The following is a 23,202-nucleotide window of genomic DNA, read 5'->3' on the forward strand; positions in this document are numbered from 1 at the left end:
GTGCTGCTTAGTTGTGAGCGTGCAGCGCTTCGTTCAGTTCGATCGCCGATTTGTGGGTTTTGCACTCCACAGCACCGGTTTCCGAATTGCGACGGAACAGCAGGTCGGTCTGACCGGCCAGCTCACGCGCTTTCACAACTTTAACCAGATTGTTGTGTTCGTCCAGCAGGGCAACCTTGGTGCCGGCCGTCACGTACAGGCCCGACTCAACGGTGTTGCGGTCGCCCAACGGGATACCGATACCGGCGTTGGCGCCGATCAGGCAGCCTTCGCCGACCTTGATCACGATGTTGCCGCCGCCCGACAGGGTGCCCATGGTCGAGCAACCGCCGCCCAGGTCCGAGCCCTTGCCGACGAATACGCCAGCGGAAACGCGGCCTTCGATCATGCCCGGGCCTTCGGTGCCGGCGTTGAAGTTGATGAAGCCTTCGTGCATCACGGTGGTGCCTTCGCCCACGTAAGCACCCAGACGCAGACGCGCGGCGTCAGCGATGCGCACGCCAGCCGGTACCACGTAGTCGGTCATTTTCGGGAACTTGTCCACCGAGAACACTTCCAGCAGCTCACCACGCAGACGGGCTTCCAGTTGCATTTCCGCCAGTTCGCTCAGGTCGATGGCGCCTTGGCTGGTCCACGCTACGTTCGGCAGCAGCGGGAAGATCCCGGCCAGGCTCACGCCGTGCGGCTTGACCAGACGGTGCGACAGCAGATGCAGCTTGAGGTAAGCCTCAGGTGTCGAGGTCAGTTGCGCGTCTTCGGCCAGCAGGGTGGCGACCAGCGGCTTGTGGCTCTCGGCCAGACGCGTCAGCAGCTTGCCTTGTACGGCGTCGATGCCTTTCACGGCTTCAGCCAGTTGCGCAGCCTGCGCGGTGGTGAAGGTGATGGCCTGATTGCCTGCGGTGTAACCGAGGATCGGTGCAACGGCAGCGACCAGTTCGGCCGACGGATTGAGCAGTGGCTGGGCGTAGAACACTTCCAGCCAGGCGCCTTGACGGTTCTGAGTGCCGACACCAAAGGCGATGCTGAACAGGGAGTTGGACATGTGAATACCTCTAGCAATAAGTGACGGGCTGCTTATTTGAGCGCGGCCGCGTAGATGTCTGGCTTGAAGCCAATCAGGGTTCGGTCACCGAGATCGAGCACCGGGCGCTTGATCATCGAGGGTTGAGCGAGCATCAGTTCGATGGCTTTCGACTGGTCGAGATCGGCTTTGCGTTCGTCGTCGAGTTTGCGAAAGGTCGTGCCTGCGCGGTTCAACACCGTTTGCCAGCCGTGTTCGTCACACCATTGGGTCAGGTGTTCACGGTCGATGCCGGCGGTTTTGTAATCGTGAAAGTCGTAGCTGACAGCGTGTTCATCGAGCCAGGTGCGCGCCTTCTTCATGGTGTCGCAGGCTTTGATGCCGAAAAGGTGCAACGTTTTACTTGAAACGGTCAAGGAATCGCCCCCTTTACAGGTGCTGGAGAAAAATGGTGTCGGATTATGCCATGACCAAACCGGTTCGCGGCGCCTCAGGTCGATTTGGTAATGCAAAACCCTGTGGGAGCGAGCTTGCTCGCGAAGAGGCCCTGTCAGTCAATATCTCTGTTCGATGAACGACCGCATTCGCGAGCAGGCTCGCTCCCACAATGGGCGGTGTTCCAGGCTGCGACATAGGTGCAACGGTCAGACGCATCCTAAGCGGCTAATATGGCAGTTCAACGCTGTCGATTGTCTGAGATTTCCGCTATATGCAAACTGCTTACACCGTCCTGATCCTGCTGATGCTGGTCAGCGTCTCGCGGCTGGTCGGACGGGTCATCCCGTTGCCGCTGCCATTGGTGCAGATCGCCGCCGGCGCCTTGCTCGCCTGGCCGACCCTGGGTCTGCACGTGGCCCTCGATCCCGAATTATTCCTGTTTCTGTTCCTGCCGCCCTTGTTGTTTTCCGATGGCTGGCGCATGCCCAAGCGTGAGTTCTGGCAACTGCGCGGGCCGATTCTGACACTGGCCGTCGGGCTGGTACTGTTTACCGTGGTCGGCGCCGGCTACTTCATTCATTGGCTGTTGCCGTCAATTCCGCTGCCGGTGGCCTTCGCCCTGGCGGCAGTGTTGTCGCCGACGGACGCTGTGGCGGTGTCGGCCATTTCACAAAACCGCTTGCCGACCCCGTTGATGCATATATTGCAGGGCGAGGCGCTGATGAACGATGCCTCCGGTCTGGTGACGTTCAAGTTCGCCCTGGTGGCGGCCATCACAGGCGTGTTCTCGCTGACCAATGCCAGCCTGACTTTCGTCCTGGTGGCGCTCGGCGGGTTGGCGGTCGGTGTGGCCTTGAGCTGGCTGGTCGGGCGCTTGCGGGCGTGGATGATTGCCCGTGGCTGGGATGATCCGGCGACGCACGTGGTGTTCATGTTGTTGCTGCCGTTCGCGGCTTATGTGTTGGCCGAGCGTCTTGGCGTCTCGGGCATTCTCTCGGCCGTGGCGGCGGGGATGATGCAGAGCTGGCTTGATCTGTTGCCTCGGCAGACCAGCACCCGCTTGCTCAATCGCAGCGTCTGGTCGCTGCTGGAGTTCGCTTTCAACGGTTTGATTTTCCTCCTGCTCGGCCTGCAGTTGCCGGACATCATCAAAGCTGTGGTCAGTCACGAGCCGACGTTGTGGCCGACGTTGTTCTATCGCTGCCTCGATGTCGTGGCGATTTTTCTTGCGCTGGTGTTGTTGCGGTTTGTCTGGGTGCAGAGCATCTGGCGTCTATCGGTGCTGTTGCGACGCTTGCGCGGCAAGGGCGAGCTGACGCAAGTCCCGACCGCGCGCTCCTGCTGGCTGCTGACTGTCGGCGGTGTGCGCGGTGCAGTAACGCTGGCCGGCGTGATGTCGGTGCCGATGTTGATGGGGACGGACGCGTTTCCCGAGCGTGATCTGCTGATCTTCATCGCCGCCGGGGTGATTCTGCTGTCGCTGATTTCGGCATGCATCGCGCTGCCTCTGCTGTTGCGCGGCATCGAAAAAAGCCCGGACGACAAGCGGCGCCAGGAAGTGCGCGATGCCTGGCGCAAAACCGCGGAAGCGGCGATTCATGCGCTCGAGACAGAGGAAACCACTCCGCAGGACGCTGCTCAGGCCGCTTTGTCCGCCGAGTTGAAGGCGCGGATCATGTCCGAATATCGTCATCAACTGGATGTCTTCAACGATTCCGCCGAAGCGCAGGCCCTCGCGTTTCAGATGGATTTACTCGAGCGGCGCATGCGCCTGAAAGCGCTCAGGGCACAGCGTCTGGAACTCTATAGCCTCAGTCGTCATCACCAGATAGGTGATGACGTCCTCAGAGAAGTGTTGGCCGATCTGGATTTGAGTGAGGCCAATCTGGGGAAGGTCAAATAACCCAGCAAGAGTCCGCACCAGATGGCTGGTGCGGACTCTTGATGATTACTGCTGGCGAGTGATGAAGGCGCGAATCCGTTCGGCGGCTTCGACGCATTCGGCCAGGGGGGCAACCAGCGCCATGCGTACACGGCCTGCGCCCGGGTTGACGCCATCGACATCACGGGACAGATACGAACCCGGCACCACGGTCACGTGCTCTTGCTCAAACAGGTCGCGGCAGAATGCGGCGTCATCACCTTGCACGTTCGGCCACAGATAGAAGCTGCCATCCGGACGCTGCACGTCCATTACCGGGCTGAGGATCTCCAGCACCGCATCGAATTTCTCGCGGTACAGCGCACGGTTGGCGCGCACATGCACTTCGTCATTCCACGCCGCCACGCTGGCCAGTTGCGTTTGTACCGGCATCGCGCAGCCGTGGTAGGTGCGATACAGCAGGAAGCCCTTGAGGATGTCGGCATCGCCGGCAACAAAGCCAGAGCGCAGGCCCGGCAGGTTGGAACGCTTGGACAGGCTGTGAAACACCACGCAACGCTTGAAATCCTTGCGACCCAGTTCAACACAGGCAGTCAGCAGGCCCGGCGGTGGGGTTTGTTCGTCGAAGTACAACTCGCTGTAGCACTCGTCGGCGGCGATCACGAAATCGTATTCATCGGCCAGGGCGATCAGCTTTTTCAGCGTGTCGACCGGGATCAGCGCGCCGGTCGGGTTGCCCGGCGAGCAGAGGAACAGGATCTGGCAACGTTTCCAGATGTCCGGCGAAACGGCATCGAAATCCGGGTTGAAGCCGTTCTCGTCCAGGCACGGCAGGTAGTGCGGCTTGGCCCCGGCGAGGAACGCGGCGCCTTCGTAGATCTGGTAGAACGGGTTCGGGCTGACCACCAACGCATCGTCGCCACGGTTGACCACGGTCTGGGTGAACGCGAACAGCGCTTCACGGGTGCCATTGACCGGCAACACGTTGCGCGCCGGATCGATCCAGCCGCTTGGTACGCCGAAACGACGCTCGCACCAGCCGGCGATGGCTTCGCGCAGGGCGGGGATACCGAGGGTGGTCGGGTAGACGGCCATCTGATCCAGACTGTTGGCCAGCGCTTCGGCGACAAAGCTTGGCGAGCGATGTTTCGGCTCGCCGATCGACAGGGCGATCGGGCGTTTGTCCGGGTTCGGGGTCACGGTGCCGAGCAGGGCGCGGAGCTTTTCGAACGGGTACGGCTGGAGCTGGTTCAGAGCGTTGTTCATTGGGGCTGGGTCTCGTGCAAAGCCATTTGAATCCGGGGCGCCATCAAATACTGAGGCGCGACAGTTTGATATCGGGTTCCTGATTGACGCTCAGTTGCTCAACGATCGCATCCTGCAAACGGCTGCACAGCAACGGGTCGGACAAGGGCTGGTTGTGGGCGTCGGTGATGAAGAAGACGTCCTCCACGCGCTCGCCGAGGGTCGCAATCTTGGCGTTCTGTAGCGACAGGTCGAACTCGAGGAAAATCCCGCCGATCCGTGCCAGCAGGCCCGGGCGATCAGGGGCGGTCAATTCCAGCACGGTCACCGGACGCTGCGCATCGTTGTGGATGGTGACCTGCGGCGCAAAGGCGAAATGCTTGAGCTGACGCGGCACGCGGCGCTGGATGATCGTCGGGTAATCGTCCGGGTTGCGCAGGGCTTCGGTCAGGCCTTCGCGGATCTGCTTGACCCGTGCCGGGTTGTCGCCGATGGATTCGCCTTCGTTGTCGAGCACAATGTAGGTGTCGAGGGTGAACTGGCTGCTCGAGGTGATGACCCGGGCGTCGTGAATGTTCAGGTTGAGCTGATCCATCGCCGCCACGGTCACGGCGAAAAAATCATGCTGGTCCGGTGCATAAATGAAGATCTGCGTGCCACCCTCGAACTCGCGCTGGGTGGTTTCCTTGATCAGTACGAGCGGCCCGCCATCGACCGGTTGCTGCAGGATCGCATCGCTGTGCCAGGCCACGTCGCCGGCGGTGTGGCGCAGGAAATAGTCATCGCCCAATTGCGCCCACAACTGCTCGACGTCGTCCGGGTCGGTGCCACCACGCACCAGAATATCCAGCGCGGCGCTTTGGGTCTGGCGGATCTGCTCTTCGCGGTCCACCGGGTTTTCCAGGCCACGGCGCAAGGCGCGCTTGGTCTCGGTGTAGAGCTGGCGCAACAGGCTGGCGCGCCACGAGTTCCACAGTGTCGGGTTGGTCGCGTTGATGTCGGCCACGGTCAGCACGTAGAGATAGTCGAGGCGGGTTTCATCGCCAACGGCCAGGGCAAAGTCGTGAATCACTTGCGGGTCGGACAAGTCCTTGCGCTGCGCGGTGGTCGACATCACCAGATGGTTCTGCACCAGCCAGACAATCAGACGGCTATCCCACACCGGCAACTGATGACGCTGGCAGAACGCCTCGGCATCGACTGCGCCGATCTCCGAGTGATCGCCATGCCGGCCTTTACCGATGTCGTGGTACAGGCCCGCCATGTAGATCAGTTCGGGCTTAGGCAGTTTGGCCATGAGTTTGGCGGCCAGCGGAAATTTCTCCGAGACCTGGGTGTACTGCAATTTGCGCAGGTGCTTGATCAGGTTAAGCGTGTGCGCATCGACCGTATAGATGTGGAACAGGTCGTGCTGCATCTGCCCGACGATAAAACCGAACTCTGGCAGATAACGCCCGAGAATGCCGTAACGGTTCATCCGGCGCAGGTTGCGGTGGATGCCGATCTTGCACTTGAACAGCTCGATGAACAGGCTGGTGTTACGGATATCGTTGCGGAAGTTGTCGTCGATCAGGTGACGGTTTTCCCGCAGCAGACGAATGGTATCGGCGCGCACACCTTTGATTTCCGGCTGCTGGGCCATCAGCACGAAGATCTCGAGCATGGCGAATGGCGTGCGGCGGAACACGTTGTCGTTGCGTGCCTCGATATAACCGTCGTGCAACTGGAAGCGTGAGTTGATCGGCTGCGGCGCAGCTTCGTCTTCCGGCGCGAGAATGACTTCCTCGAAGTGCTGGATGATCAGGTCGCTGAGCTGGGCAATGCTCATCACCACACGGAAATATTGCTGCATGAAGTTTTCGACGGCCTGTTTGGCGTCGTCGCCTTCAAAGCCGAGCAATCCGGCGATGGTGCGCTGATGATCGAACAGCAAGCGGTCTTCCGAGCGGCCCGCCAGCATGTGCAGGGCGTAGCGCACTTTCCAGAGGAATTCCTGAGAGGAGGCGAGCAGGGCGTTTTCGCTTTCGACCAGGAAGCCTTCGCCGGCGAGGGCGCGCAGGTTCAGGGTGCCGTATTGACGCCGGGCCACCCACAGAATCGTCTGGATATCCCGCAGGCCGCCGGGCGAGCCTTTGACGTTGGGTTCCAGGTTGTATTCGGTGTCGTTGTATTTGTGGTGACGGGCTTTTTGCTCGGCGCGCTTGGCCAGGAAGAACTCTTTGGCCGGCCACATGTGCGCGGTGCTGGTGACATCGAGCATGCGCTGACGCAGACGCTCGGGACCGCAGATGGTGCGGCTTTCCATCAGGTTGGTGACGACGGTCAGGTCAGCACGGGCCTCTTCGGCGCATTCATCGACTGAGCGCACACTCTGACCGACTTCCAGGCCGATGTCCCACAGCAGCGTCAGAAAACGCTCGATGGAGTCGCGGAAAACTTCGTGGTCGGCGCTGTCCAGCAGGATCAGCAGATCGATATCGGAATAAGGGTGCAGCTCACCGCGACCGTAGCCGCCGACCGCGACCAGCGCGATGTCGGCGTCTTCGCTCCAGTTGAACTGCTCCCAGGCCTTTTGCAGGATGTTGTCGACGAACCAGGCGCGGTCTTCGATCAGGCGGCGGATGTCGCGGCCATTGCGAAAACGCGTGTCGAGCACCTCGCGAGCCTGGCGGATCGCCTTCTTGAACGCCGCGATAGGACTCGCTTTCAGGGCCAGTTCAGCCTGGAACTGGCCGCGGTCGAAGAGTTCGGGATCCACCTGCGGCATCGATTGGCTTTCCTTCTATAAGGCTGGGAGCGTTGTGTGGATCAGGCCGAGACGCGCGGGATGGTGTCATCGGCGCGCAGGGTGAAGATCTCGTAGCCGGTGTCGGTGACCAGCAGGGTGTGTTCCCACTGTGCCGAGAGCTTGCGATCCTTGGTGATCGCGGTCCAGCCGTCGCCCAGTACTTTGGTGTCGGCCTTGCCTTGGTTGATCATCGGCTCGATGGTGAAGGTCATGCCGGCCTTCAGTTCCATGCCGGTGCCCGCGCGGCCGTAGTGGAGGATCTGCGGCTCTTCGTGGAAGACCTTGCCGATGCCGTGACCGCAGAACTCGCGAACCACGGAGAAGCCGTTCTTCTCGGCGTGCTTCTGGATCACTTCGCCGATGTCGCCGAGGCGGCAGCCGGGTTTGACGATCTCGATCGCCTTGTACATGCATTCCTCGGGTGATCTGCGACAGACGCTCGGCCCAGACCGGCACTTCGCCGACGTGGAACATGCGGCTGGTGTCGCCGTGGTAACCGTCCTTGATCACGGTGACGTCGATATTCAGGGTGTCACCGTTTTTCAGCGGCTTGTCGTTCGGGATGCCATGGCAGACCACATGGTTGATCGAGGTGCAGATCGACTTCGGGTAGCCCTTGTAGTTGAGCGGGGCAGGGATGGCTTGCTGCACGTTGACGATGTAGTCGTGGCAGATCTGGTTCAGCTCATCGGTGGTGACGCCCGGTTTGACATGTTCGGCAATCATTTCCAGCACATCGGCGGCCAGTTTGCCGGCGACGCGCATGCCAGCGATGTCCTCGGGAGTTTTGAGGTTGACGGTCATACAGGCTCTCTCTGCGCTCGGCGGCGCTTGCTGATACGAATAGGGTGGCGAGTGTTCGATTGGCGACCCTGAAAAACGCGATTCTAACAGACGCACGGCGCAATTCAGCGCCCGCGTGCATCGCTTCTCTCTATACAATGGTGCGTTCGGGGCCGATTCCAAGGGGGCTGCGCCCATGTCCTTGGTGCGAATACAGATTCCGGGTTCCGTTTCTGCGCACCCTGTGGTATAAAATGCGCCGCTTTCCGGGGATACCCCGAAAAGCTTAAATCCACACACGTGTCGACACGATGACCTGGGTGCTTTTGGCTTTATGCCACTGGTTGGTCATTGGGATACGTGGAGGCCAAACCCGACTTATTAAGGAACTATCATGTCCCAAGTCAACATGCGCGATATGCTGAAGGCCGGTGTGCACTTCGGTCACCAAACCCGTTACTGGAATCCGAAAATGGGTAAGTACATTTTCGGCGCGCGTAACAAGATTCACATCATCAACCTTGAAAAAACCCTGCCAATGTTCAACGAAGCTCTGACTTTCGTAGAGCGTCTGGCCCAGGGCAAAAACAAGATTCTGTTCGTCGGCACCAAGCGTTCCGCTGGCAAGATCGTTGCTGAAGAAGCAGCACGTTGCGGTTCGCCGTACGTCGATCACCGCTGGTTGGGCGGCATGCTGACCAACTTCAAAACCATTCGTGCTTCCATCAAGCGTCTGCGTGACCTTGAAGTTCAAGCCGAAGACGGTACTTTCGCCAAGCTGACCAAGAAAGAAGCGCTGATGCGCTCCCGTGACTTGGAAAAGCTGGATCGTTCGCTGGGCGGCATCAAGGACATGGGCGGTCTGCCAGACGCACTGTTCGTGATCGACGTTGACCACGAGCGCATCGCGATCACCGAAGCCAACAAGCTGGGCATCCCGGTAATCGGCGTTGTCGACACCAACAGCAGCCCGGAAGGCGTTGACTACATCATCCCAGGCAACGATGACGCAATCCGCGCTATCCAGCTGTACATGGGTTCGATGGCTGACGCGGTGATCCGTGGTCGCAACAATGTTGCTGGCGGCACTGTAGAATTCGCAGCTGAAGAAACTCAGGCTGCAGCTGAGTAATTAACGCCCTGGCGTTGACTCAGTAAGCAAAAAGGGGCTTGGCCCCCTTTTTGCCACCTCGAAAACCATTTGTCGGCGGCGCAGCTACAGCTCCTGTAACGTGCAGCAGCTACAAGGTGGGGCTCGGGACGAATTGAACGCCCGTTCGATCGGGTGGAATGGTTGAAAACCTATCCAAGAGGAATTTGAAAATGGCAGCAATTACTGCAGCGTTGGTTAAAGAACTGCGCGAGCGTACCGGCGAAGGCATGATGGACTGCAAGAAAGCCCTGGAAAAGGCTGACGGCGACATCGAAAAAGCCATTGATGACATGCGTGCTTCGGGCGCGATCAAGGCTGCGAAAAAGGCTGGCAACGTTGCCGCTGAAGGCGCAATCGCAATCAAGGACGACGGTAAAGCTGCCGTTATCCTGGAAGTGAACTCGCAGACCGACTTCCTGGCCCTGCAAGACGACTTCAAAAACTTCGTTGCTGCCAGCGTTGAAAAAGCCTTCGCTGACAAGCTGACCGACGCTGCTCCGCTGATCGCTTCGCAAGAAGCTGCTCGTGAAGCACTGGTTGCCAAAGTAGGCGAGAACGTCAACATCCGTCGTCTGACCCGTATCGAAGGCGACGTTGTAGGTTCGTACCTGCACGGCAACAAGATCGGTGTTGTTGTGGCTCTGAAAGGCGGTGACGTCGAGCTGGCCAAAGACATCGCGATGCACGTTGCTGCCAGCAACCCTGAGTTCCTGCTGCCTTCGCAAGTTTCGGCTGAAGCGATCGAGCGTGAAAAAGCTGTGTTCCTGCAGCTGAACGAAGAGAAGATCAAAGGCAAGCCAGAAAACATTGTTGAGAACATGGTCAAAGGCCGTATCAGCAAGTTCCTGGCAGAAGCAAGCCTGGTTGAGCAGGCGTTCGTCAAGAACCCTGAAATCAAGGTTGGCGAGCTGGCCAAGAAAGGCGGCGCAGAAATCGTTTCCTTCACTTACTACAAAGTAGGCGAAGGCATCGAGAAGCCGGTCGACAACTTCGCTGAAGAAGTTGCTGCCCAGCTGGCTGCCGCCAAGCAATAAGACGGTTTTTCAACTGTCGCCCGAAAGAGGCTGCCCGCTTACGCGCGCAGCCTCTTTTCAGATGGGGTTGCCAATTTTTAATTGGTTTCCACTTGGAACTGACTTACAAAGCCGTGTTCCGATGGCGCTGAAGCAGCGCCAAGCTAGAGTGAACGCCAGCTGTAAACAGCTCGCAAAGAATTTTTAAATACGCCGCAGGAGAGATTCGCAATGGCTCAGCAGGGCAGTGGTTATCAGGCTCGCTATAAACGCATTCTACTCAAGCTTAGCGGCGAGGCCCTGATGGGCTCGGAAGAGTTCGGGATCGATCCAAAAGTGCTGGATCGGATGGCGCTGGAAGTCGGCCAACTGGTCGGCATCGGCGTACAGGTCGGTCTGGTGATCGGTGGTGGCAACCTGTTCCGTGGCGAAGCGTTGAGCAAAGCCGGTATGGATCGGGTGACAGGTGACCACATGGGCATGCTGGCCACTGTGATGAACGCCCTGGCCATGCGCGACGCGCTGGAGCGTGCCAATATCTCGGCCATCGTGATGTCGGCCATTTCCATGGTGGGCGTGACCGATCACTATGATCGCCGCAAAGCCATGCGCCACCTGAACTCCAAAGACGTGGTGATTTTCGCGGCCGGTACCGGTAATCCGTTCTTCACCACGGATTCGGCAGCCTGCCTGCGTGCAATCGAAATCGATGCCGATGTCGTGCTCAAGGCGACCAAGGTCGATGGCGTCTACACCGCTGACCCGTTCAAAGACCCGCATGCCGAGAAGTTCGATCATCTGACTTATGATGAAGTACTGGATCGCAAGCTGGGTGTGATGGATCTGACCGCTATTTGCCTGTGCCGCGACCACAAGATGCCGCTGCGCGTATTCAACATGAACAAGCCCGGTGCCCTGCTGAACATCGTCCATGGCGGCGCTGAAGGCACCCTGATCGAGGAAGGTCAACAATGATCAACGAAATCAAAAAAGACGCTCAAGAGCGCATGCAGAAATCCCTGGACTCTCTGACCCACGCCTTTGGTCAGATTCGTACCGGCAAGGCTCACCCAAGCATTCTGGGTAGCGTGATGGTGCCGTACTACGGCGCAGACACCTCCATCACTCAAGTGGCGAACATCACCGTTAAGGACTCGCGTACCCTGCAAGTCGTTGCGTTCGAGCGCAACATGCTCGCCGCAGTCGACAAGGCAATCCAGAGCGCTGGCCTGAACCTCAACCCGACCAACCTGGGCGAGTTGTTGCTGATCTCCATGCCGGCCCTGACTGAAGAAACCCGCAAGGGCTTCACCAAGCAGGCGCGCAGTGCCGCCGAAGACGCGCGAGTTGCCGTGCGCAACATTCGTCGTGATGCCTTGGGTGAGCTGAAGAAGCTGGTCAAAGACAAAGAAATCAGCGAAGACGAAGAGCGTCGTGCTGCTGCCGATATTCAGAAAATCACCGACAAGGCTGAAGCTGATATCGACGCGGCTACCAAGCAAAAAGAAGCGGATCTGATGGCCGTATAAGGTTCGAGCTTTTAATGGACAAGACCAAGCAGACTGCGCCGTCCGCGGTGCCGCGCCATGTCGCGATCATCATGGATGGCAACAATCGCTGGGCGAAAAAACGCTTTATGCCGGGTGTCGCCGGGCATAAAGCGGGCGTGGATGCTGTGCGGGCCGTCATCGAGGTGTGCGCCGAGGCCAAGGTCGAGGTGCTCACCCTGTTCGCGTTTTCCAGTGAAAACTGGCAGCGCCCGGCCGATGAAGTCAGTGCCTTGATGGATCTGTTCTTCAAGGCATTGCGTCGTGAGGCCAAGCGCCTCAACGACAACAACATCAGCCTGCGCATCATCGGCGATCGTTCACGCTTTCATCCGGAGCTTCAGGCAGCAATGCGTGAAGCTGAAGCGATGACGGCCGGTGCCGACCGTTTCATCCTGCAGATCGCCGCCAATTATGGCGGTCAGTGGGATATTGCACAGGCTGCCCAGCGTCTGGCGCGTGAAGTCCAGGCCGGGCACCTGCGCCCGGAAGACATCACCCCGGATCTGTTGCAAACCTGTCTGGCGACCGGCGATCTGCCATTGCCGGACCTGTGCATCCGTACCGGTGGCGAACACCGCATCAGCAACTTCTTGCTGTGGCAACTGGCTTACGCCGAGTTGTACTTCTCCGACCTGTTCTGGCCGGACTTCAAACACGATGCCATGCGTAATGCGCTGGCCGATTTCGCTTCGCGCCAGCGTCGCTTCGGTAAAACGAGCGAACAGGTCGAAGCTGGAGCCCGGGTTTAATGCTTAAACAACGAATCATCACTGCGCTGATCCTGCTGCCGATCGCCTTGTGCGGTTTTTTCCTGCTCGAAGGTTCGGGTTTTGCCCTGTTCATCGGTCTGGTCGTGAGTCTGGGCGCCTGGGAATGGGCGCGTCTGGCGGGCTTTACCGCTCAATCGTTCCGCGTCGGGTATGCCGCGGTCGTCGCATTGATGTTGTTCGTCATGTATGTGCTGCCGGGCCTGGCACCTTGGGTGCTGGGGGCTTCGGTGCTCTGGTGGGCGGTGGCGACTTATCTGGTGCTGACATATCCGCGTTCCAGCGAGCATTGGTCCACGGCTGCCACCAAACTGGTCATTGGCTTGCTGATTCTGTTGCCGGCCTGGCAAGGTCTGGTGCAGATCAAGCAGTACCCGCTGGGTAACTGGCTGATCATGGCGGTGATGGTCTTGGTCTGGGGTGCCGATATTGGTGCTTACTTCTCCGGGCGCAAATTCGGCAAGCGCAAGCTCGCCCCGCAAGTCAGTCCGGGGAAAAGCTGGGAAGGCGTGTACGGTGGTCTGGTGCTGAGTCTGCTGATTACCGCCATTGTCGCGTTTGTCCGCGACTGGACCGTCGCCGAGTTGCTTAAAGGCTTGATTGGCGCTGCGCTGATCGTCTTCATCTCCGTGGTTGGCGATCTGACCGAAAGCATGTTCAAGCGTCAGTCCGGTATCAAGGACAGCAGTAATCTGCTGCCCGGTCATGGCGGCGTGCTTGATCGTATCGACAGTCTGACCGCGGCCATTCCGGTATTCGCCGTGCTGCTGTGGATGGCTGCACCGTGAGTCGCCCACAACAGATTACCGTTTTGGGTGCGACGGGCTCGATCGGCCTGAGCACGCTTGATGTCATTGCCCGTCATCCTGAGCGTTATCAGGTTTTCGCGTTGAGTGGTTTCACGCGTTTGAGCGAGCTTTTCGCCTTGTGCGTGCGCCACGTGCCGCAATTCGCTGTGGTGCCCGAGGCAGCTGCCGCGCGCAGTTTGCAGGACGATTTGCGTGCCGCCGGTTTGCCGACCCGCGTATTGGTAGGGGAAGAGGGCCTGTGTCAGGTTGCTGCTGCTCCGGAAGTCGATGCGGTGATGGCAGCAATCGTGGGTGCAGCAGGGCTGCGTCCGACCTTGGCGGCCGTTGAAGCAGGCAAGAAGATTCTTCTGGCCAATAAAGAGGCGCTGGTGATGTCCGGCGCCTTGTTCATGCAAGCGGTGCGCAAGAGCGGTTCAGTGCTGCTGCCGATCGACAGCGAACACAACGCGATTTTCCAGTGCATGCCACCGGATTTTGCTCGTGGATTGAGCTCGGTCGGTGTCCGTCGGATTTTACTCACAGCCTCTGGTGGTCCGTTCCGACAGACGCCCATGAGTGAATTGGCGCATGTTTCACCTGATCAGGCGTGTGCGCACCCGAACTGGTCCATGGGGCGCAAGATTTCGGTCGATTCGGCCAGCATGATGAATAAAGGTCTTGAGCTGATCGAGGCTTGTTGGTTGTTCGATGCAAAGCCTTCGCAGGTCGAGGTGGTGATTCACCCGCAGAGCGTGATTCACTCGCTGGTCGATTATGTCGACGGTTCGGTACTGGCGCAGTTGGGCAATCCCGATATGCGTACGCCGATTGCCAATGCCCTGGCCTGGCCGGAGCGCATTGATTCCGGTGTAGCACCACTGGATCTGTTCGCCGTCGCGCGTCTGGATTTCGAGGCGCCGGATGAAGAACGCTTCCCTTGCCTGCGTCTGGCGCGGCAAGCTGCCGAGGCTGGCGACAGCGCTCCGGCGATGCTCAATGCGGCCAATGAAGTGGCGGTGGCGGCGTTTCTCGACGGACGGGTCCGTTACCTGGAAATCGCGAGTATCATCGAGGAAGTCTTGAGCCTCGAGCCGGTTGTTGCATTGGCAGATCTCGAGGCCGTGTTTACGGCTGATGCCAAGGCGCGAGTCCTGGCTGAGCAATGGTTGAAGCGTCACGCTCGATAAAATTTGCAACACAATGGCTACACGCGGCACTGAACAGGATTGCGGAGAAAGTAGATGAGCGCGCTCTATATGATTGCCGGCACCCTGATCGCCTTGGGTGTGCTGGTCACCTTTCACGAATTCGGCCATTTCTGGGTCGCGCGTCGCTGTGGCGTCAAGGTTCTGCGCTTTTCCGTAGGCTTCGGCATGCCGTTGCTGCGCTGGCATGACAAGCAAGGCACCGAATTTGTAATCGCGGCGATACCGTTGGGTGGCTACGTCAAGATGCTCGATGAGCGCGAAGGCGAAGTGCCAGTCGATCAGCTTGACCAGTCATTCAACCGCAAATCCGTGCGTCAGCGTATCGCCATTGTTGCCGCCGGCCCGATTGCCAACTTCCTGTTGGCGTTGGTGTTCTTTTGGGTATTGGCCATGCTCGGCAGCGAGCAGATTCGCCCGGTCATTGGTGCAGTTGAATCCGGCAGTATCGCCGCCACTGCCGGTTTGAACGCTGGTCAGGAAATTGTTGCTGTCGATGGGGAGCCGACTACCGGTTGGGCTGCCGTCAATCTGCAATTGGTCCGGCGCCTTGGTGAAAGCGGTTCCCTGCAGTTGCTGGTGCGCGAACAGGGCACGACTGTCGATTCGCCGCGTGAGCTGAAGCTGGATAACTGGCTCAAAGGCGCAGATGAGCCGGATCCGATCCGCTCCCTGGGGATTCGCCCGTGGCGCCCGGCCTTGCCGCCGGTACTCGCCGAACTTGATCCGAAAGGTCCGGCCCAGGCGGCCGGCTTGAAGACCGGCGATCGTCTGTTGGCGCTCGACGGTCAGGCGTTGAATGACTGGCAGCAAGTGGTTGATACGGTACGTACGCGTCCTGATACCAAAATCATGCTGCGTATCGAGCGCGACAATGCTCAAATCGACGTCCCTGTGACCCTGGCAGCGCGCGGTGAAAGCAAATCGCCCAGCGGATATCTGGGGGCGGGCGTAAAAGCTGTCGACTGGCCACCGGAGATGATCCGCGAGGTCAGTTACGGGCCGTTGGCTGCAATTGGCGAGGGTGCCCGTCGCACTTGGACCATGAGCATTCTGACGCTCGATTCACTGAAGAAAATGCTGTTCGGCGAGCTCTCGGTAAAAAACTTGAGTGGACCGATAACCATTGCTAAAGTGGCGGGCGCTTCTGCCCAGTCGGGCGTCGCTGATTTCCTGAATTTCCTTGCTTATCTGAGTATTAGCTTGGGCGTTCTGAATTTGCTGCCCATTCCTGTACTGGATGGGGGGCATTTGTTGTTTTATCTGATCGAGTGGGCGCGTGGTCGTCCCTTGTCGGATCGGGTGCAAGGTTGGGGGATACAGATCGGTATCAGTTTGGTGGTCGGGGTGATGTTGCTTGCTCTGGTCAACGATCTGGGTCGTCTGTAACGCTTCGCTGAATTGCGAATCTGCCGCATTTTGCGGCAGTTTGTTTATTGCCAGTTGGAATAAGAAAGGACTTCATGAAACGTCTGCTGCTAACTGCGGTTCTCACCGTATTGATGATCGCCGAAGTTCACGCCGAGTCCTTCACTATCTCTGATATTCGCGTCAATGGCCTCCAGCGGGTCTCCGCGGGTAGCGTCTTTGGTGCCTTGCCGTTGAACGTCGGTGAGCAGGCGGATGATCGTCGCCTGGTGGAATCCACTCGTGCGTTGTTCAAAACCGGTTTCTTTCAAGATATCCAGCTGGGCCGCGAAGGCAACGTTCTGGTAATCACGGTCGTTGAACGCCCGTCGGTCGCCAGTATCGAGATCGAAGGCAACAAGGCGATCTCCACTGAAGACTTGATGAAAGGTCTCAAACAGTCCGGTCTGGCCGAAGGCGAGATCTTCCAGCGTGCCACCCTTGAGGGAGTGCGTAACGAACTGCAACGTCAGTACGTCGCGCAAGGTCGCTACTCGGCTACCGTTGATACCGAAGTGGTATCGCAGCCGCGTAACCGCGTGGGCCTGAAGGTGAAGATCAACGAAGGCACCGTTGCGGCCATTCAGCACATCAACGTGGTAGGCAACACGGTTTTCCCCGAGGAAGACCTGACCGACCTGTTCGAGTTGAAAACCACCAACTGGCTGTCGTTCTTCAAGAACGATGACAAGTACGCCCGTGAAAAACTGTCCGGTGACCTGGAGCGTCTGCGTTCCTACTACCTGGACCGTGGCTATATCAACATGGATATCGCTTCGACCCAGGTGTCCATCACCCCGGACAAGAAGCACGTCTACATCACTGTCAACGTCACTGAGGGCGAGAAGTACACCGTTCGTGACGTCAAGCTCAGTGGTGATCTGAAAGTCCCTGAAGATCAGGTCAAGTCCCTGCTGTTGGTGCAGAAGGGGCAGGTGTTCTCGCGCAAGCTGATGACTACCACATCCGAGCTGATCACCCGTCGTCTGGGTAATGAGGGTTACACCTTCGCCAACGTCAACGGCGTACCTCAGCCACACGATGATGATCACACTGTAGACATCCTGTTCGCTGTTGATCCGGGCAAGCGTGCCTACGTCAACCGCATCAACTTCCGTGGCAACACCAAGTCCGAAGACGAAGTGCTGCGTCGTGAAATGCGTCAGATGGAAGGCGGCTGGGCTTCGACTTACCTGATCGACCAGTCTAAAACCCGTCTTGAGCGTCTGGGCTTCTTTAAAGAAGTCAACGTTGAAACCCCGGCTGTTCCGGGTGTCGACGATCAGGTTGACGTGAACTACGCCGTCGAAGAACAGGCTTCCGGTTCGATTACCGCCAGCGTCGGTTTCGCCCAGAGTGCCGGTCTCATCCTTGGTGGTTCGATCACCCAGAACAACTTCCTCGGTACCGGTAACCGCGTCAGCGTTGGCCTGACCCGAAGCGAATACCAGAGCCGCTACAACTTCGGCTACGTTGACCCGTACTGGACCGCCGATGGCGTCAGCCTGGGTTACAACGCGTTCTATCGCACCACTGACTACAAAGACCTCGACGTCGACGTAGCAAGCTATGCGGTAGACAGCCTGGGTGCCGGCGTGAACGTTGGTTACCCGATCAGCGAAACTTCGCGTCTGACCTTCGGCCTGTCCGCTCAACAAGACACGATCAAGACCGGTACCTATACCGTTGACGAAATTTTCGACTTCGTTAACAAGGAAGGCGACAAGTACCTGAACTTCAAGGCGTCGGCCGGCTGGTCCGAATCGACCCTGAACAAAGGCGTGTTGCCGACCCGTGGCCGTTCCCAGAGCCTGACTCTGGAATCCACCATTCCTGGCAGTGACCTGTCGTTCTACAAACTTGATTACCGCGGTCAGCTGTTCCAGCCGATCAGCGAGAACTACACCCTGCGTCTGCACACCGAATTGGGTTATGGCGACGGTTACGGTTCGACCGACGGCTTGCCGTTCTATGAAAACTACTATGCTGGTGGTTTCAACTCGGTTCGTGGCTTCAAGGACAGTACCCTCGGCCCGCGCAGTACGCCGAGCCGTGGTACCAACCCGGGCACGCTGGCTGACCCGGACCAGGATCCACTGCCGTTCGGTGGTAACGTCCTGATCCAGGGTGGTGTCGAGGTTCTGTTCCCGCTGCCATTCGTAAAAGACCAGCGTTCCCTGCGCACTTCGGTATTCTGGGATGTGGGTAACGTATTTGACTCGCAGTGCAAGGACACTACCAATGCGAATGGCTCGACGTCGAACACCAAGTGTAACGACATCAGCCTGAGCAACATGGCCAGTTCCGTGGGTGTTGGCGTGACCTGGGTCACCGCACTGGGTCCTCTGAGCTTCGCGCTGGCCATGCCGGTCAAGAAGCCGGATGACGCTGATACTCAAGTGTTCCAATTCTCCCTCGGCCAGACGTTCTAAGCGTCTGACCCAAGATAACGACAATGGATTTTGTAGGAGTGCATCGTGCGTAAGTTGACTCAATTGGTTCTCCTGGCCTCCTTGATGGTGGCAGGCCCGGCATTTGCCGACATGAAAATTGCCGTTCTGAACTATCAGATGGCCTTGCTGGAATCCGACGCGGCGAAGAAATACGCCGTTGATGCCGAGAAGAAGTTCGGTCCGCAACTGACCAAGCTGAAGACGCTGGAAAGCAGCGCCAAGGGCATTCAGGACCGTCTGATGGCCGGTGGCGACAAAATGCAGCAAGGTGAGCGCGAGCGCCTGGAGCTGGAATTCAAGCAAAAGGCCCGTGACTTTCAGTTCCAGTCCAAGGAACTGAACGAAGCCAAAGCCGTTGCCGACCGCGAAATGCTCAAGCAACTGAAGCCGAAACTGGATAGCGCAGTGGAAGAAGTCATCAAGAAAGGTGGTTTTGACCTGGTGTTCGAGCGTGGCGCAGTGATCGATGTCAAGCCTCAGTACGACATCACGCGCCAGGTAATCGAGCGCATGAATCAGCTGAAGTAACCCATGACCGTGACTATCAAGCTCGGCCAGTTGGCCGAGTTCCTCGGCGCCACCCTGCGTGGCGACCCTGAGAAGCAAATTACTGGGCTAGCCACTTTGCAAGAGGCTGGCCCAGCTCAGTTGAGCTTTCTGGCAAATCCTCAATATCGCAAATACCTGACGGGCTCGCAGGCGGCAGCACTGTTGCTCAAAGAGGCCGACGCCGAAGGTTTTGCCGGTAATGCGTTGGTGGTGCCTGATCCTTACCTGGCGTACGCGCGCATCTCCCACCTGTTTGATCCGAAGCCAAAAGCCTCTGCGGGTATCCATCCGTCAGCGGTGATTGCGCCGGACGCGGTGGTTGATCCAAGCGTCAGCATCGGCCCCTTTGTGGTGATCGAAGCCGGTGCGCGAATTGGCGCGCAGGTGACACTGGGCGCACATTGCGTTGTTGGTGCCCGCAGCGAAATCGGTGAAGGCGGCTGGCTCGCCCCACGCGTGACGCTGTATCACGATGTGCGTATCGGCAAGCGTGTGGTGATCCAGTCCGGTGCCGTGCTTGGTGGTGAAGGCTTCGGCTTCGCCAACGAAAAAGGTATCTGGCAGAAGATCGCCCAGATCGGTGGCGTGACCATCGGCGACGATGTCGAGATTGGCGTGAATACCGCCATCGACCGCGGCGCGCTGGCCGATACCGTCATTGGCAATGGCGTGAAGCTCGACAACCAGATCCAGATCGCCCACAACGTTCAGGTCGGTGATCACACTGCTATGGCGGCCTGCGTCGGGATCTCCGGCAGCACCAAAATCGGCAAGCATTGCATGCTGGCCGGCGGTGTTGGCCTGGTGGGCCATATTGATATTTGCGACAACGTTTTCCTGACCGGGATGACCATGGTGACTCACTCGATTACCGAGCCGGGTGCCTATTCTTCCGGCACAGCCATGCAACCGGCGGCCGAATGGCGCAAAAGCGCGGCCCGCATCCGTCAGCTCGATGACATCGCGCGACGTTTGAAACAGCTGGAAAAGCGCGTAGGGGAAGTGACCCCTGACGGCAATGCTTCATCAGATGGCTGATACCATTTCCATATCAAGTGTGCACAGCCTCTAGACTGCCTCCTTGATTTGCTAGAGGAGTGCGCGTCAGTCGCGCTCCCAATCTTTACATAGGCTTCCCCCCGAAATGATGGACATCAACGAGATTCGCGAATACCTGCCTCACCGTTACCCGTTCCTGCTGGTGGATCGGGTGGTGGAACTGGACACTGAAGGCAAGCGCATTCGCGCCTACAAGAATGTCAGCATCAATGAGCCGTTCTTCAATGGTCACTTCCCGGCGCACCCGATCATGCCGGGCGTGCTGATCATCGAAGCGATGGCTCAGGCTGCCGGGATCCTCGGTTTCAAAATGCTTGATGTGAAGCCTGCCGACGGCACGCTGTATTACTTCGTCGGTTCCGACAAGCTGCGCTTCCGCCAGCCAGTATTGCCGGGCGACCAGTTGATCCTCGAAGCCAAGTTCATCAGCTGCAAGCGTCAGATCTGGAAGTTCGAATGCCAGGCTTCGGTCGATGGCAAGCCGGTCTGCTCGGCTGAAATCATCTGTGCGGAACGCAAGCTATGAGTTTGATTGACCCTCGCGCAATCATCGATCCGTCGGCCGTTCTGGCTGATGGCGTCGAGGTCGGCCCGTGGTCGATCATCGGCGCAGGTGTGGAAATCGGCGAGGGTACCGTGATCGGGCCGCATGTAATCCTCAAAGGCCCGACCCGCATCGGCAAGCACAATCGCATCTACCAGTTTTCCTCGGTAGGCGAAGACACGCCTGATCTGAAGTACAAGGGTGAAGAAACCCGCTTGGTGATCGGTGACCACAACGTCATCCGTGAAGGCGTGACCATTCACCGTGGCACCGTGCAAGACCGTTCGGAAACCACGCTGGGCGATCACAACCTGATCATGGCTTATGCCCACATCGGGCATGACAGCGTCATCGGCAATCACTGCATTCTGGTCAACAACACCGCGTTGGCCGGGCATGTGCACGTGGATGACTGGGCGATCCTTTCCGGATTCACCTTGGTTCACCAGTATTGCCACATCGGCGCTCACAGCTTTTCCGGTATGGGCACTGCGATCGGCAAGGACGTTCCTGCGTTCGTCACCGTGTTCGGCAACCCTGCCGAAGCGCGCAGCATGAACTTCGAAGGCATGCGCCGTCGCGGTTTCAGCGAAGACGCGATTCATACCCTGCGTCGCGCTTACAAAACCGTCTATCGCCAAGGTCTGACGGTTGAGCAGGCGCTGGCCGAACTGGCTGAACCTGCTGCGCAATACCCGGAAGTTGCGATATTCCGCGACTCCATCCAGTCGTCGACTCGCGGCATCACGCGCTGATCATGGCCAATCTGCGTATTGCGCTGGTGGCGGGTGAAGCTTCCGGTGACATTCTCGGTGCCGGCCTCATGCGCGCGCTCAAGGCTCAGCATCCGGCGGTCGATTTCATCGGCGTCGGTGGCCCGTTGATGCAGGCTGAAGGCCTGACTTCCTACTTTCCCATGGAGCGCTTGTCGGTCATGGGCCTGGTGGAAGTCCTCGGTCGTTTGCGCGAATTGCTCAAGCGCCGCAAAGACCTGATCGCGACGCTGATCGCCGAGAAGCCGGATGTGTTCATCGGCATCGACGCGCCGGACTTCAACCTCAATATCGAACTCAAGCTGCGTCAGGCCGGGATCAAGACCGTGCATTACGTCAGCCCGTCGGTGTGGGCGTGGCGGCAGAAGCGTGTGCTGAAGATTCGCGAAGGCTGCGACCTGATGCTGACGCTGCTGCCGTTCGAAGCAAAATTTTACGAAGAAAAGGGCGTGCCGGTGCGGTTCGTCGGCCACACGCTGGCCGATACCATTCCGCTGGAAGCTGATCGCGCTGCGGCGCGTGCCGAGCTGGGCCTGCCCGACGGCCCGCTGGTGGCGTTGATGCCCGGCAGTCGCGGCGGCGAAGTCTCCCGTCTGGGCGCGCTGTTCCTCGACACCGCCGAACGTCTGCGTGCGATGCACCCGGGTTTGCGCTTTGTCATCCCGTGCGCCAACCCTGAACGCCGCGCGCAACTTGAAGAGCTGCTCGCCGGGCGTGATCTGCCGGTGACCTTGCTCGACGGCAAATCCCATCTGGCCCTGGCAGCGTGCAATGCCGTGTTGATTGCCTCCGGCACCGCGACCCTCGAAGCGCTGTTGTACAAGCGGCCGATGGTGGTGGCGTACCGCTTGGCGCCGTTGACGTTCTGGATTCTCAAACGCATGGTCAAGAGTCCGTACGTGTCCTTGCCGAACCTGCTGGCCCAGCGCCTGCTGGTCCCGGAATTGTTGCAGGATGATGCGACAGTCGATGCGCTGGCACAGACCCTGTCGCCACTGATCGAAGGTGGCGAAGAACAGACCCGTGGTTTCGACGAGATCCACCGCACGTTGCGGCTGGATGCCTCCAATCAGGCGGCGGACGCCGTCCTTAACCTGATCGGTCAAACGCGATGAGCAAGACAAGCATGCAGATGGGCCTGGATTTCACCCTGGTCGCCGAAGTTGAAGAGCTGGTGGCCGGCGTTGATGAAGTCGGTCGTGGCCCGTTGTGCGGTGCGGTGGTGACGGCGGCGGTGATCCTCGATCCGAACCGGCCGATCCTCGGTCTCAACGATTCGAAGAAACTCACTGAGGCCAAGCGCGAAAAGCTTTACGACGAAATCATCGAAAAGTCCTTGAGCTGGTGTATTGCGCGCGCCGAAGTGGAAGAAATCGACGAGCTGAACATCTTGCACGCGACCATGCTGGCCATGCAGCGCGCCGTCGCCGGCCTGCACATTCAGCCGAAACTGGCGATGATCGACGGCAACCGCTGCCCGCAACTGCCGATGCGTGCCGAAGCGGTGGTGCAGGGCGACGGCAAGGTGCCGGCGATTGCTGCTGCGTCGATTCTGGCCAAAGTCAGTCGCGACCGCGAAATGGCTGCATTCGAATTGATCTATCCGGGTTACGGCATCGGCGGCCATAAAGGCTACCCGACGCCCGTTCATCTGGAAGCCTTGTCGCGTCTTGGCCCGACGCCGATTCACCGGCGCTCGTTCGCCCCGGTGCGTCTGGCTTACGAAGCGCTGGAAGGTCTGACGCAGGTTTAGTCGCAAGGCTGATGTTTTGTTCGAGGCCCGG

Annotated in this window: 20 protein-coding genes and 1 pseudogene; 16 read left to right on the top strand and 5 right to left on the bottom strand. The window is 58.9% G+C overall.

The genetic code is table 11. From position 1 onward, the window contains the following. Positions 1-7: 7 nt before the first annotated feature. Both dapD and AB4O11_RS14125 read right to left on the bottom strand, forming a co-directional pair. Positions 8-1,042: a 2,3,4,5-tetrahydropyridine-2,6-dicarboxylate N-succinyltransferase gene (dapD, locus tag AB4O11_RS14120; RefSeq protein ID WP_093436607.1), complete on the bottom strand. Its 1,035-nt coding sequence runs from the start codon at positions 1,040-1,042 to the stop codon at positions 8-10. Between the two features lie 32 nt (positions 1,043-1,074). Then, positions 1,075-1,383, bottom strand: coding sequence for an arsenate reductase (locus AB4O11_RS14125; protein ID WP_042607053.1), 309 nt, complete (start codon positions 1,381-1,383; stop codon positions 1,075-1,077). 347 nt (positions 1,384-1,730) lie between these two features. Here AB4O11_RS14125 and AB4O11_RS14130 point away from each other — a divergent pair, with 347 nt between their 5' ends. Next, positions 1,731-3,362 carry a Na+/H+ antiporter gene (locus tag AB4O11_RS14130; RefSeq protein WP_257357106.1) on the top strand — a complete coding sequence of 544 codons (1,632 nt, stop codon included), beginning with the start codon at positions 1,731-1,733 and terminating at the stop codon, positions 3,360-3,362. 45 nt (positions 3,363-3,407) lie between these two features. Here the strand turns inward: AB4O11_RS14130 and dapC are convergent, their stop codons facing one another. The 3 genes and pseudogenes from dapC to map all read right to left on the bottom strand — a co-directional run bounded on the left by dapC (position 3,408) and on the right by map (position 8,178). Beyond that, positions 3,408-4,607: a succinyldiaminopimelate transaminase gene (dapC, locus tag AB4O11_RS14135; protein WP_093436601.1), complete on the bottom strand. Its 1,200-nt coding sequence runs from the start codon at positions 4,605-4,607 to the stop codon at positions 3,408-3,410. Between the two features lie 43 nt (positions 4,608-4,650). Continuing rightward, the gene (locus tag AB4O11_RS14140) at positions 4,651-7,353 is read right to left on the bottom strand and encodes a [protein-PII] uridylyltransferase (protein WP_093436598.1); all 2,703 of its coding nucleotides are present in this window, start codon (positions 7,351-7,353) and stop codon (positions 4,651-4,653) included. A 41-nt stretch (positions 7,354-7,394) separates the two neighbouring features. Then, positions 7,395-8,178, bottom strand: a pseudogene (gene map, locus AB4O11_RS14145) (type I methionyl aminopeptidase). A 373-nt stretch (positions 8,179-8,551) separates the two neighbouring features. Between map and rpsB the strand changes: the two are divergent. The 15 genes from rpsB (at position 8,552) to rnhB (ending at position 23,171) form a co-directional block, all read left to right on the top strand. Continuing rightward, positions 8,552-9,289: a 30S ribosomal protein S2 gene (gene rpsB, locus AB4O11_RS14150; protein ID WP_003222119.1), complete on the top strand. Its 738-nt coding sequence runs from the start codon at positions 8,552-8,554 to the stop codon at positions 9,287-9,289. A 191-nt stretch (positions 9,290-9,480) separates the two neighbouring features. Next, on the top strand, positions 9,481-10,344 hold the full coding sequence (gene tsf / locus AB4O11_RS14155; protein WP_093436595.1) for a translation elongation factor Ts: 864 nt from the start codon (positions 9,481-9,483) through the stop codon (positions 10,342-10,344). A 210-nt stretch (positions 10,345-10,554) separates the two neighbouring features. Next, positions 10,555-11,298, top strand: coding sequence for a UMP kinase (pyrH, locus tag AB4O11_RS14160; protein WP_003222124.1), 744 nt, complete (start codon positions 10,555-10,557; stop codon positions 11,296-11,298). Further along, positions 11,295-11,852: a ribosome recycling factor gene (gene frr, locus AB4O11_RS14165; protein ID WP_034156333.1), complete on the top strand. Its 558-nt coding sequence runs from the start codon at positions 11,295-11,297 to the stop codon at positions 11,850-11,852. Before pyrH ends, frr begins: the two co-directional genes overlap by 4 nt. A 14-nt stretch (positions 11,853-11,866) precedes the next feature. Beyond that, on the top strand, positions 11,867-12,622 hold the full coding sequence (gene uppS, locus AB4O11_RS14170; protein ID WP_186622028.1) for a polyprenyl diphosphate synthase: 756 nt from the start codon (positions 11,867-11,869) through the stop codon (positions 12,620-12,622). Continuing rightward, the gene (locus AB4O11_RS14175; RefSeq protein WP_093436592.1) at positions 12,622-13,428 is read left to right on the top strand and encodes a phosphatidate cytidylyltransferase; all 807 of its coding nucleotides are present in this window, start codon (positions 12,622-12,624) and stop codon (positions 13,426-13,428) included. The genes uppS and AB4O11_RS14175 overlap by 1 nt, the downstream gene beginning before the upstream one ends. Then, positions 13,425-14,615: a 1-deoxy-D-xylulose-5-phosphate reductoisomerase gene (gene ispC, locus AB4O11_RS14180; protein WP_093436589.1), complete on the top strand. Its 1,191-nt coding sequence runs from the start codon at positions 13,425-13,427 to the stop codon at positions 14,613-14,615. Before AB4O11_RS14175 ends, ispC begins: the two co-directional genes overlap by 4 nt. Before the next feature lie 54 nt (positions 14,616-14,669). Next, positions 14,670-16,022 carry a sigma E protease regulator RseP gene (rseP, locus tag AB4O11_RS14185; protein WP_093436586.1) on the top strand — a complete coding sequence of 451 codons (1,353 nt, stop codon included), beginning with the start codon at positions 14,670-14,672 and terminating at the stop codon, positions 16,020-16,022. A 74-nt stretch (positions 16,023-16,096) separates the two neighbouring features. After that, positions 16,097-18,472, top strand: coding sequence for an outer membrane protein assembly factor BamA (gene bamA, locus AB4O11_RS14190; RefSeq protein ID WP_093436583.1), 2,376 nt, complete (start codon positions 16,097-16,099; stop codon positions 18,470-18,472). Between the two features lie 45 nt (positions 18,473-18,517). Next, a complete protein-coding gene (locus AB4O11_RS14195; RefSeq protein WP_007908849.1) occupies positions 18,518-19,021 on the top strand; it encodes an OmpH/Skp family outer membrane protein in 504 nt (167 codons plus the stop codon). 3 nt (positions 19,022-19,024) lie between these two features. Next, complete coding sequence (lpxD, locus tag AB4O11_RS14200) at positions 19,025-20,080, top strand: UDP-3-O-(3-hydroxymyristoyl)glucosamine N-acyltransferase (RefSeq protein ID WP_460089999.1); 1,056 nt, start codon at positions 19,025-19,027, stop codon at positions 20,078-20,080. A 106-nt stretch (positions 20,081-20,186) separates the two neighbouring features. Beyond that, the gene (gene fabZ / locus AB4O11_RS14205; RefSeq protein WP_003222142.1) at positions 20,187-20,627 is read left to right on the top strand and encodes a 3-hydroxyacyl-ACP dehydratase FabZ; all 441 of its coding nucleotides are present in this window, start codon (positions 20,187-20,189) and stop codon (positions 20,625-20,627) included. After that, positions 20,624-21,400 carry an acyl-ACP--UDP-N-acetylglucosamine O-acyltransferase gene (gene lpxA, locus AB4O11_RS14210; protein WP_038357910.1) on the top strand — a complete coding sequence of 259 codons (777 nt, stop codon included), beginning with the start codon at positions 20,624-20,626 and terminating at the stop codon, positions 21,398-21,400. The genes fabZ and lpxA overlap by 4 nt, the downstream gene beginning before the upstream one ends. Positions 21,401-21,402: 2 nt before the next feature. After that, positions 21,403-22,533, top strand: a complete 1,131-nt coding sequence (gene lpxB, locus AB4O11_RS14215) for a lipid-A-disaccharide synthase (RefSeq protein WP_099758128.1) — start codon at positions 21,403-21,405, stop codon at positions 22,531-22,533. An 11-nt stretch (positions 22,534-22,544) separates the two neighbouring features. After that, on the top strand, positions 22,545-23,171 hold the full coding sequence (gene rnhB, locus AB4O11_RS14220; RefSeq protein ID WP_093436573.1) for a ribonuclease HII: 627 nt from the start codon (positions 22,545-22,547) through the stop codon (positions 23,169-23,171). Positions 23,172-23,202 lie beyond the last annotated feature (31 nt).

The organism is Pseudomonas sp. H1_D05 (assembly GCF_054682705.1).